Origin of the sequence: Exiguobacterium sp. s5 (genome assembly GCF_018618075.1) — a bacterium.
In the GTDB taxonomy this organism is placed as follows: domain Bacteria; phylum Bacillota; class Bacilli; order Exiguobacteriales; family Exiguobacteriaceae; genus Exiguobacterium; species Exiguobacterium mexicanum_A.
Map to the genome: position 1 here is coordinate 76,100 of NZ_JACSLK010000007.1, position 11,651 is coordinate 87,750.

11 protein-coding genes are annotated in these 11,651 nt (G+C 53.0%); 5 read left to right on the forward strand and 6 right to left on the reverse strand.

From position 1 onward, the window contains the following. Positions 1-61: 61 nt before the first annotated feature. The gene (locus KNP60_RS13650) at positions 62-694 is read left to right on the forward strand and encodes a hypothetical protein (protein ID WP_138859467.1); all 633 of its coding nucleotides are present in this window, start codon (positions 62-64) and stop codon (positions 692-694) included. 120 nt (positions 695-814) lie between these two features. Next, complete coding sequence (locus KNP60_RS13655; RefSeq protein ID WP_235420191.1) at positions 815-1,087, forward strand: hypothetical protein; 273 nt, start codon at positions 815-817, stop codon at positions 1,085-1,087. Between the two features lie 69 nt (positions 1,088-1,156). On the opposite strand, the gene KNP60_RS15590 is transcribed toward KNP60_RS13655, so the two are convergent. Together KNP60_RS15590 and KNP60_RS13660 are read right to left on the reverse strand one after the other, a co-directional pair. After that, positions 1,157-1,291 (reverse strand): hypothetical protein, encoded by a 135-nt coding sequence (locus KNP60_RS15590; protein ID WP_034777478.1) that lies wholly within the window; start codon positions 1,289-1,291, stop codon positions 1,157-1,159. A gap of 56 nt (positions 1,292-1,347) precedes the next feature. Then, complete coding sequence (locus KNP60_RS13660) at positions 1,348-4,011, reverse strand: cation-transporting P-type ATPase (protein ID WP_214797721.1); 2,664 nt, start codon at positions 4,009-4,011, stop codon at positions 1,348-1,350. 251 nt (positions 4,012-4,262) lie between these two features. On the opposite strand from KNP60_RS13660, the gene KNP60_RS13665 reads away from it, so the two are divergent. Then, entirely contained in the window at positions 4,263-5,297 is a 1,035-nt protein-coding gene (locus KNP60_RS13665) for a PTS sugar transporter subunit IIC (RefSeq protein ID WP_034777476.1), read from the forward strand. 40 nt (positions 5,298-5,337) lie between these two features. Here KNP60_RS13665 and KNP60_RS13670 read toward each other — a convergent pair whose 3' ends face one another. The 4 genes from KNP60_RS13670 to KNP60_RS13685 all read right to left on the reverse strand — a co-directional run bounded on the left by KNP60_RS13670 (position 5,338) and on the right by KNP60_RS13685 (position 8,665). Beyond that, positions 5,338-6,381 carry a lipid II:glycine glycyltransferase FemX gene (locus KNP60_RS13670; RefSeq protein ID WP_214797722.1) on the reverse strand — a complete coding sequence of 348 codons (1,044 nt, stop codon included), beginning with the start codon at positions 6,379-6,381 and terminating at the stop codon, positions 5,338-5,340. Positions 6,382-6,612: 231 nt separating this feature from the next. After that, entirely contained in the window at positions 6,613-7,611 is a 999-nt protein-coding gene (locus KNP60_RS13675) for a Gfo/Idh/MocA family oxidoreductase (RefSeq protein WP_214797723.1), read from the reverse strand. 60 nt (positions 7,612-7,671) lie between these two features. Continuing rightward, a complete protein-coding gene (locus KNP60_RS13680; protein ID WP_138859472.1) occupies positions 7,672-8,160 on the reverse strand; it encodes a GNAT family N-acetyltransferase in 489 nt (162 codons plus the stop codon). Positions 8,161-8,239: 79 nt separating this feature from the next. Further along, positions 8,240-8,665, reverse strand: coding sequence for an OsmC family protein (locus KNP60_RS13685; RefSeq protein WP_034777472.1), 426 nt, complete (start codon positions 8,663-8,665; stop codon positions 8,240-8,242). Positions 8,666-8,759: 94 nt separating this feature from the next. Between KNP60_RS13685 and cls the strand changes: the two genes are divergently transcribed. Both cls and KNP60_RS13695 read left to right on the forward strand, forming a co-directional pair. After that, a complete protein-coding gene (gene cls / locus KNP60_RS13690; RefSeq protein WP_214797724.1) occupies positions 8,760-10,217 on the forward strand; it encodes a cardiolipin synthase in 1,458 nt (485 codons plus the stop codon). A gap of 233 nt (positions 10,218-10,450) precedes the next feature. After that, positions 10,451-11,356: a sensor domain-containing diguanylate cyclase gene (locus KNP60_RS13695; protein ID WP_214755015.1), complete on the forward strand. Its 906-nt coding sequence runs from the start codon at positions 10,451-10,453 to the stop codon at positions 11,354-11,356. Positions 11,357-11,651 lie beyond the last annotated feature (295 nt).

Consider the following 11,651-nt stretch of genomic DNA (forward strand, 5'->3'; position numbering starts at 1 on the left):
TTTTGTTCGCTTGATTCCGGGGTATACTAAAAGAAACAGAGACAGACTCGAGGTGTAGGGCATGACTAGAAAGTTTTTACTCATTCCGTGGGCCGCTGCGATCGCCATCGCGCTCCTCGGTCCGAACGAACCGTTCTCGAGCCGGTTTTTGCTCGATTTCATCACGTATAATACGGACGCCTATGAAGGGTATTCACTTTCCCTTTTCAGCATCCTAGGCGTTTATCCGCTCGCCTTGTTCCCGCTTCTTTGGTCCGAGGTGAACCAGTTGCGCCCGAACCCGCTCTTACCGGCAGCGACCGGTTTCGTCGTCGGCGGCTTCATCATCGCCCCGTACTTGGCGTTCGCGCGGCAGTCGCCTTATCCGACACCGATCAAACCGCTCCCGACACGATTGCTCGGTGTGTTGCTCTTGCTCGTCACGATCGGCTTGTTCATCGCCGCGTCGACGACCGGGAACGTGGCCGAGTATTGGTCATACGTCGAACAGAACCAGTTCGTCCGGACGATGACGGTCGATTTCTTCTTGCTCGCCTTCATCCAAATCACGTTGATGAACCGGGATGCCAAACGTTATAAAATGAGTTTGTGGCCGCTACCTTACATTCCATTGTTCGGTTTGTTGTTCTGGCTGATCATTCGCCATAAACAACCGTTCAACGAAGCACCGCCAAGCCGACAAAAAATGAAATGAACCGAGCCCCTTTCGCATTCGCGTTAGGGGCATTTTTATCGAGAATGGGATGACGGTTCCCAAATCGGGCTAGCTCCTATATACTGAGAATTCAGCTTACAGACGAAAGAAGGTACACATATGAGATTTTTTAAAGTGATGACGCATACGAACGATAAAGCCGAAGAGATCATCTTGAGCGAATATTTTAAGATCAACGACAAACAGGCCGATCAATTTTTGAAAGACACGCTCGAGCTCGACATGTATGACCAGAAAGTGACACTCAAAGAATGTCAGGTCGCGAAAGACCGTTGGGAGTGCCCAGTCGGTGATTTCGTCGTCGTCGAATACTTCAATGAAAAAGAGTTCGACAAAATGAATGAGTTTCGGACCCCGGCACCGAAAAAATAATGCCATAAAAAGGCTTTCCGATCTTTGTCGGAAAGCCTTTTTTGTGGATACTCCCTCATTGAAGTCTCCTTATTTCGATTCTTTGTCGTCTTCTTCAGGTGCCGGGTCCGGATGTTGCGTCGGAGCCGGTTTTGTAGCCGGGTTTGATTCCTCATCCGGTACCGGGTCCGGGTGAACCCCTGGTTGTGATTCATCACGTTTCATTGAGCATCCCTCCTCTGCATAATGGACTAATTCCACATTAGGCAGTGGGCAAAACATCAGTGTATGTCTTTGTTGCCGATCACACGACGCGAGATGGCTTTCTCGATTTCAACGATGACAAAGACGATGAGACCGAACGCGACCGGATAAATCCAGTCTTGCAGTTCAAGTGGTGCCGTACCGAACAGCGTGTGCATGAACGGGACGTACGTAATGAACAGCTGGAGCCCGATCAAGAGTGCCGACACGAGGAAGGCAATCTTGTTGTCAAAGAAGTGACGGTTGAACGCCGGGGCGAGCTCGGTCCGACAGTTGAACAAGTGGAACAGTTGCGCCATGACAATCGTATTGAGCGTGATCGTCTGCAACTTGTCGGTCGAGTAATCGAAATCGCCGAGCATATAGTTGATGACTAGACTACCGCCCCCGATTAAAATCGAGACGAACGTAATGCGGAAGACGTAGTAGCGACTCAGCAACGGCACGTTCGCGGGACGCGGCGGCCGTTTCATCGTGCTCTCTTCGAGCGGTTCGAAGGCGATGGCGAGCGAGAGCGTGATGGCGACGACCATGTTGACCCAAAGGATTTGGACCGGACTGAGTGGTGCCGCGGCGCCCAATAAGATACTCATTGCGACGAGGAGTGCTTGTCCCCCGTTTGTCGGGAGCAAGAATAAAATCGTCTTCTTCAAGTTGTCATAGACGCGACGACCTTCACGGACGGCGTTGTAGATCGTCTTGAAGTTATCGTCGACGAGCACCATCTGTGAGGCCTCTTTTGCGACTTCCGTTCCTTTAATTCCCATCGCGACCCCGATGTCGGCCCGTTTCAAGGCCGGGGCGTCATTGACGCCATCACCGGTCATCGATGTGATTAAGCCGTTTTGTTGCAATCCTTTGACGAGACGAAGTTTATCGTTCGGACTCGTCCGGGCGAAGACGTCATTATGGACCGACGCCTCTTTGATTTCTTCGTCGGACATGTTCGTCAATTCTTTCCCTTCGAGGGCGCCCTCGACTTCCATGCCGAGTTCTCGGGCGATGGCGACGGCCGTGTCTTTATGGTCGCCGGTGATCATCTTGATGCGGATACCCGCGTCACGGCAAGCGGCGACCGCTTCGATCGCTTCCTGACGTGGCGGGTCGACAATTCCATAAAGACCGAGGAACGTGATGCCGTCCTCGACATCTTCATGGTCGACGGTCTCTTTTGAAGCGTCGACGCGCTTGAAGCCGCCCCCGAGCACGCGTTGTCCGCGGTCGGCAATCTCTTTTCGTTTTTCATCCCAATAGGCACGGTCGAAATCCGTGTCTTCCGCCATATCGAACAGGCGGTCCGGTGCCCCTTTGATGAAGATCATCCGCTCGCCTTTATAGTCGACGAGCGTAGCCATATATTTGTACTCCGAATCGAATGGAATCTTCGAGATGACGTCCAAACGTTCGATCGGCCGCTCCGCTTTCTCGGCGAGCGTGAGTAAACATGCTTCCGTCGGGTCACCATTGACGACCCATTCCCCGCCCTCTTCATACAGCTGGGCGTCGTTACATGTTTTCCCGACCGTGAGAAGGTCGATCATCGACTCATCATCATCTAAATCGAACGGTTGACCGTTCAGTTCTAAATCACCGTCCGGGGCGTATCCACTCCCTGACACTTCGATGTCGTGTTTGGCCGTGACGACTTGTTTGACGGTCATCTCGTTTTTCGTTAACGTCCCGGTCTTATCGGTACAGATGACCGATACGGCGCCGAGCGTCTCGACCGACGGCAAGCTGCGGACGATGGCTTTTTTCTCAGCCATGTTCCGGACACCGAGCGCGAGGATGATTGAGATGACGGCCGGTAATCCTTCTGGAATGGCGGCGACGGCAAGACCGATCGTCGTCAACATCAACTCGATCGGGTCAAAGTCACGGACGAAGTAACCGAACGCGTATATGACGACCGAGATGACGAGGATGGCGATGGATACCGTCTGACCAAACTTCGTCGTCTGGCGGATGAGCGGCGTCTTCACCGTCTCGACTTCAGCAATCGAGGCGTTGATTTGGCCGAGCTCCGTGCCTTCTCCGATGGACGTGACGATTGCTTTCGCACTTCCCGTCGCCACGCTCGTACCCGAATAAATCATGTTCTTGCGATCACCGAGGACGGCGTCTTCCGGTACGACTTGAATTTTCTTCTCGACCGTCGTCGCTTCACCTGTCAACGCCGACTCCTCGACTTTGAATTTCTCGGCTTGAATGACACGGGCGTCAGCCGGCACTTTATCACCGGCGGCAAGGACCAAGATGTCCCCGACGACGAGGTCGCTCGAGTCGACTTGGATTTGCTTGCCGTCACGGATGACGCTCGCCTTCGTCTCGAGTAATTTTTTAATTCCTTCTAACGCCTGCTCGGCCTTGTTCTCTTGGAGATATCCGACGACGGCGATAACCGTCACAACGAGCACGATGACGATCGTATCGATGTACTCCCCTAAAAAGCCGGTGACGACAGCGGCACCGAGCAAGACGAAGACGAGAATATCATTGAATTGACGCAAAAATTTTATGATTTCAGGTGTCTTTTCTTTCTCGGGCAGCACGTTTTTCCCGTATTGTTCCTGCCGACTTGACACTTCCCCTTTCGACAGACCACTAGATGTGTCCGTCTCGAGCGAACTCTTTACCGCATCCGGTTCGAGTGCGTGCCAGTTTTTTGTCTCCATCTGCATCTCTACTCCTCCTTGGTCATTCCTATATGGAAAGTCTTTCCCCTTTCTCTTCCCACTCCGGGCCGGACTGACACATATGAGCTTGTTTTTTCGCTAATTTTACAGCTGAATTCGTTCACAATTTTCCAATTCGTCAGTTGGAAACGCTACCATCAAAAAAAGTCGTGTCAGATGGATGAAATGGCTTTACAGAACCGTTCGGATGGTTAACTATAGAGGAAATATAGAACAGAGAGAAAGAGGTACACCGTATGATCATTATTCAAGGTATCGCACTTTTACTGTTGATTCTTGCCTTATTCACGTTATTCAGTTACAAAGCCCCGTTTGGAATGAAAGCGATGGGCGCCTTGGCCGGCGCCGCCATCGCGAGTTTCTTGGTCGAGGCGTTCAACGCTTACGCCATCGGCGGTTTGCTCCCGCTCCCTTTATATGAGGAAGTCGGACAGGCGGCTGGTTCGTTGTCCGGCCCTGCCGCAGCCGCGCTCGTTTCGATCGCACTCGGGATCAATCCGGTCTACGCGCTCATGCTCGGTCTATCGGTCGCCGGCTTCGGCATTCTTCCTGGCTTTTTCGCCGGATACATTCTTGCCCTTGTCGGTCGTAAACTAGACCGGCATTTACCGGCCGGTGTCGACATGATTTTCTACGTGATCGTCATGGCTCCGCTCGCTCGCCTTGTGGCGACAGGAGTCGATCCGCTCGTCTCGAACACATTGTCGCAAATCGGTGCGGTCATCGAACTTGCCGCGACGCAAAACCCCGTCGTGATGGGACTTGTCCTTGGTGGGATTGTCACAGTCGTCTCGACGTCGCCACTCAGCTCGATGGCACTCACCGCCATGCTCGGTTTGACGGGTGTGCCGATGGCCATCGCCGCCCTCGCGTTGACAGCATCGATCTCGATGAACTTCTTGCTGTTCAAGCGTTTGAACATCGGGACGAAGAAAGATCAACTATCGGTCGCGATTGAACCGCTCACGCAAGCCGATCTCATCTCGGCGAACCCGATCCCGATCTACAGCGTCAACTTCGTCGGTGGCGCCATCGCCGGACTCATCGTCGCGATGACCGGCATGGTGAACGACGCGCCAGGTTCTGCTGCCGGGATTCCGGGATTGCTCGTCATGTACGGCTTCAATGATTGGCAGACCGTGACCGTGACGGCGCTCATCTTGTTCGGCGTCGGCATCGTGGCCGGACTCGTCGGCAGTAAACTGTTCAGTAATTTCCCTATCACTCGCCAAACCGAAAAAATGGCCGCTTCCGACGAAGAGGCCGCTTGATACAAAAGGTTCTCACTCCATCTCGAGTGAGAACCTTTTGTTATCGTTCTGCTTGCACCTCGGCGACCGTCTCTTCGACCGGTGTCCGATAGAGTGGAAAGAAATCAGATGGTCCGTAGCGGAGCAAATGGTCTTGATTCAACCGGTGGTAAACTGCCTCATCGAGCACGGACTGTCCGATATAGTATGTGAGCGGCTCATCCCCTGAGAAGCTCTGCTTGAAGTCATAGAGCGCATCTTCCCCGGTCGCTCCGCCACCGAGATGTACGTATGCTTTCTCTTTCTCGGCCGCGCGGCGGATCATCTCGCGGAACAAGAAATGGTTCGGTCGCAGCGCCAAGTAGTTCGCGTCCGAGCCTCCGAGATGATAATGCGCCCCATCGTCCCCGAACAACATGAACACGCCTGCCACGATGACGCCCTCATGGACAGCGAATAACAGCTCCGTTTCGCATGTATCGCTGTTCCACAGGTCCTCGAAGTATCGGTCCGAGAAATAGTACGCCTCGTTCGCTGCTCGACGGTCCATCGTCGCCCGATAAAGGCGGATGAATTCACATAGTTCATGGGCCTGCCCTTGTACCGCCGTCACTTGTTCACGGATAGCCCGCTTCACGTTTCGTTTCGTCATTTTACTGAAGCGTTGCTCAAGTTGGTCGAACGGGTCATCGAGCCGGACGTGCACCGTTTGACGAATCGGGACGGCTTGGCCGAAGGCACGCATCAAATCATGGTCGAAGCGGCAAGGATGATATCGAATCGTCTCAGTAACCGTGGCTTGATTCTCAGGACGTTTTAAAAAGAGACGTCTAGCCTCTGCGACGTCTTCGTTCGAAAAGTTGCCTTCACGGAACGGACCGCCATAGCCATACGCCGTCACGAGATCATCATGACGATGTGCAATTGGACGACGGATGTACGGATACAGCAAGATGCCGTCCTCTTTGGCCGCGATATACAACTCAGGCTGCTCGCCCGGTTCACAGTTGGCCAATACATAATCGTAATGATCGTACGAGTCACAACTGACCTCCCGTAACCAGTTCTCCCACTCCCATCGATTTTTCACAATCTGATTGAACATCATCCGTTCCCCTCTTCCTATAAGTCGTCATTGTTTGAAGTGTGACAGGACAGTCTGGAGTCGTTTCCTATGTCCTGTTCCCATTCAAAGCTGACTATTTGAAGGAGGGGAATAGCTTTTTGTTGTTAACAAACATGAAGCGAGTTTGTTCGTTCACAATAAAATCATAGCGATTTCTTTGAGATTTTAAAAAGAACGACCTCGCCAATGGCATCAGGTCGTCCTTCATGATTATGACTTGAAGTCGAGGACACGTTGTAGCCGTGATGCTTCACGAGCCGTTTCGATGACTCTCGTCGTCAAGAGCGCTTCCCGAAGCGGCACGAGCGGATGACGTGTCATATAACTATCCGCTAGCGCCCGGTAGAAGGACAAATACTCACCTGCTTCGATGTCGATTGTCGATTCAACGTCTGTGACGACCGTTCCACTCTCACGGTCGGGACATCGCACTTCCCCGTTCCGGAGACACGCCTCTTGCGGATCGAGTCCAAACTTCAAGAAACTGCCTTCCGTCCCGTGCACTTCGAACCGCGGCGCCTCGACGGCTATGAACGGGTTCGAACGCAGATATACCCGTTTTTCTCCATAATACAGGGTCAGATGGAAGCCGTCGTCAGACTGACCTCCTTTACGTTGAATCATAACATCTGCCGACACTTTGTCGGGTGCACCGAACAAGACGAGCGCTTGATCGATCAAATGGCTACCGAGGTCAAACAATATCCCTGCTCCCGGCCCCGCATTCTCGCGCCACCGATCCCGGACGACCGGACGGAACCGGTCGAACCGTGACTCGATCACTTTCCAATCGCCGAGTCGTTTTTCCTCGAGCAGTCGTTTGACCGTCAAGAAGTCTCCGTCCGTCCGTCGATTATGGAAGACGTTGACGATTCCGGCACTGGCCTGTTCGCGTGCAATCAACGCCTCTCCTTCCTCCGACGTCAAGAACGCAGGCTTCTCGACGAGAACATCCTTCCCTTCCTGTAAACAACGTTCCACCATGTCCTTATGTAAATGGGACGGCGTCGTGACGATGAACAAGGTCGCCTCAGTCGCGAGGGCCTCGTCTAGCGTTGCATATACCGCGACATCGCCAAGTACGGCTTGTACGTCCTCAGGTCTTGATGAGACAACACCGGCGATCTGGAAGTCATCCAGCTCCTGTAAAAATGGTAAATGAAATGTCGTCGCGGAAAAACCGAAGCCGACAAGAATCGTTTGAATCATACCGTTCTCCTCCTATCCATTCGCTTCCCAGTATATCAAAAAAAGGAGTCAATCGACCCCTTATGCACTGACACTCTCATCCATGCTGTATTCAAACGTGTTATACCCGTCCCGTGAGTCCACGAAGACGAAGCCAAACCGTGGATAATAACTGTTCAAGAAATCATTATCAGCCACACAATCAAGCCGGACCGGCTCCTGTGTGTCGGCTTCACGTAAGACGTGCTCCATCAGTTGTTGACCGACGCCTCGCCCTTTCAGCCGTTCACTGACAACGATTCGATGGATGTATTGACCGCGCTCGCCATCTTCCCATAAGCTATGGTCCCAGTCATCTGCCGGAAGTAAGGCGATCGAGGCCAATACCGACCCATCTTGCTCGTACACATATACATATCCCGAGGTGATGTCTGTCTGCACCCGGTCTATGAGGTCTTGCTCCAAATATTCCGCCCATTGATCGCTACCTTGTTGTTTTAGCGCTACGGCTCGTTGTTCGATTAGGTCCGCGATGTGTTTGGCATCGCGTTTCGTCGCGAGTCGAATCATAACGTCCTCCTTTGTATTACAGTATTTGAAATACAAATATAACGGACCGTTTCGACTCTTTTCAACCATCCTGCTCACATTACGTAAATGGGACGACCTCGCCGCCGTTCAAACGATAGCTGTACGTCATCGTCGCGTTCAGACTGTGCGACACCGAACAGTAGCGATCGACGGACAACTCGATGGCGCGGCGGACCCGTTCTTCGGGCATATCCCCTTCGAGGACGTATAAGATGTGGATGGCCGTGAACTTCTTCGGATGTTCTGTCGCCCGGACCCCGTCGACTTCCATCTCGAACCGCTCGAGCGGCAACCGCATCTTATGAAGAATCGAGACGATATCGATCCCCGTACAAGCGGCCGTCGCCTGCAGGAGCATCTCGGTCGGACGCGGACCCGTATTGAGACCACCGACGTCTTCTCCGGCGTCAAGCGTCACATCATGACCCGAAGGTGTCGTCGTCTGAAACGCCATCCCTTGTTTCCAATTCACTTGTAAATGCATCTTTGTCTCCTCCTTACGTTTCGATAGCTTACTATTCCCTTGAATGATGTATTATTAATCTATGTAAGGAAATTGTCGTTTAGGAGTTGGTCGCATGGAATGGTCGGTCATTATTAGTTGGGGGCTGTATATCGTCCTCGGATTGAATTTATTGTTCGCGTTAGCCGTCATCTTCGCGGAGCGCCGCGATGTCGGGGCGACGTGGGCGTGGCTTCTCGTCTTGTTCTTCTTGCCAATTATCGGGTTCATCATCTATCTCTTCCTCGGCCGACAGTTGAAGAAGGACAACTTCTTCAACTTGAGCGTCGAAGAGCGCTCGTTCCACGCCCTTCAAGTCGAGAGCCAAATCGAACAGATTCGCCGGAAAGAGACCGCCTTGGCTCAACCTGTGTTCGAAAAGTACGAGCAATTGCTCGAGATGAACTTGCGCTCCTCAAAGTCTTTGATTAGCGTCCACAACAAATCTGCCATCATGCATGATGGCGAACAGAAGTTCAAAGCGCTCATGGACGATATCCGCAGCGCCGAGACCGAGATCAACATCCAGTACTACATCATTCAACGTGACGCGCTCGGCAAGGCGCTGATCCATGAACTGATCGAACGCGCCAAGGCGGGCGTCAAAGTCCGGCTGTTATATGATGCGGTCGGTTCGCGCAGTCTCCGTGACTCCGACTTTAAAGAGCTGATCGCCCACGATGGCGAGGTCCGCGTCTTCTTCCCGCCGACGCTCGGGTTGATCAACTTCAAGTTAAACAACCGCAATCACCGGAAAGTCGTCATCATCGACGGCAAGATCGGTTATGTCGGTGGCTTCAACGTCGGCACTGAGTATCTCGGCCTCGTCGAGAAGTTCGGGTACTGGCGTGACACGCACCTCCGCGTCGAAGGGGACGTCGTCTATCACCTACAGCATCGGTTCATTCTCGATTGGAACTATTCCGGCAGCAAACATCATGACCCGGAGAACTCATTCTGTTTCGCACGCCACGATATCAAGGACAAGTCGCCGATGCAAATCGTGACGAGCGGACCGAACTCCGACACGGAACATTTGAAAAACATGATGATCAAGATGATCATGTCGGCGAAACATCGCGTTATCATCCAGACGCCTTACTTCATCCCGGACACGAGCTTCATGGACGCCTGTAAGATGGCACTTTTGTCCGGCGTCAAGATGGACATCATGATTCCAGGGAAGCCCGACCACCCGTTCGTCATGTGGGCGTCGCTATCGTTCCTCGGCGAATTGCTCGACTACGGGGCGAACGTCTATATGTACGGGCAAGGCTTCCTACACGCCAAGACGCTCGTCGTCGATGATGAGATTTCGACCGTCGGGACGACGAACTTGGATGCCCGCAGTTTCCGATTGAATTTTGAAGTGAACGCCGTCATTTATGATCAGCGGGTCGCGCTCGAACTTGCATCGCTGTTCGAGTCAGACGTCGCCGTCAGCCGCAAATACACGGTCGACGACTATGCGGCCCGGAAATGGACCGTCCGGATGCGCGAAGGCGTGTCACGATTGCTCAGTCCGATCTTATAAGTCCTGATTACGCTAACTACCCCATCGTTTCGGCCAAATATGCCAACGCGATGGGGTATCGTTATGTTCGGAAGTCGAGAGCTATGTCCTCACACCAAGCTGTGACGATTTCTCGTCATATTCTAAAAATTGCTATCTTTTAAAAGAATACTCGCTAGTTCCTTCCCGAATTAGGGTATAAAGTATCAGTACGAACGTCCTACACTACCGCTTCGGCTAGGAAAGGAGGAAGTATGCGTTCACGCATATGTCATACAATGGCTGATCAAGAACGGACTCATCATGACACTCACACCACGAAACCCGATCCTTCCTCATGGGACCAGCTCCCGATTGGCCTGTTCGCCTTCAATCGTGACGGGCAAATCGTCAGCTATAACGAATCATTCGTCCATTTACTCGGGATGCTTCCGACCTCGAATGTGATGTTCGAGCGATGCAGCTCTTCTTCGTTCGACTTCTCAGGCGCCATTCGGAACGTCTTGAACGGGGAGACGATTCGCATGGCCGGCTGGTATAAAGCACCAGAACGGCAGGCTCGCTTCATCCGAACGACGATGTCTCCGAGTTTTTCCGCGGACGGACAACTTGACGGCGGCGTCGGCATTTTAGAAGACGCGACCGAGCAACGTCGCTATGAAGAACGCATGGAACACCTGTCCTCGCTCGATCCGCTGACAGAGCTGTATAACCGGAAGAAAGTTGGGGACGTTCTCTCGTCGACTGCTCAGGAAACGGTCGACACAAGGGCGCCCGCCGCTGTCATCATGCTCGATATCGACTACTTCAAACTTGTCAACGATACGTTCGGCCATCCGACCGGAGACCTCGTCTTACGTTCGATCGCCCAATTGCTCAGGCGCAACATCCGCAAGTCGGACTCGATCGGCCGCTGGGGTGGTGAGGAATTTTTAATCGTCGCCCCGCAGTCAACGCTTGCTGACGGGGTGCAACTCGCCGATAAGCTCCGACAAAAGATTAACGCCGAGCCGTTCGGTCCCGTCCCGCGCGTCACTTGTTCGTTCGGCGTCAGCGCCCTTGAAGATGGGAAGACGGTCGAACAGGCGCTTCAAGACGCCGATGAGGCACTGTATATTGCCAAGAACCGCGGCCGGAATCAAGTATCGAGTAAACGTTAACTAACTGATCCCACCAAAAAGAGGATGCCGCAGCATCCTCAGCTTGTTGACTAACATGATTGATATCGCTCGTCCTTCCGGCGCCCACGCTTTCCGCAGGCAATCCCGGAGCCGCATCGCGACTAGCGTCGCTGCTGGGTCTCCGTTGGATTGCTCTCCTGCAGGAGTCGGGGCGCCGGAAGGACGAGCAACGCAAACGGTCGCCATCTGGCGGCCGTTTGTCTTTTTCTGAGGCCTCGATGGCCGAAGAAAAAGCCCTGATATGTTCTTCGAACCGATGAAAACGGGAAACGGT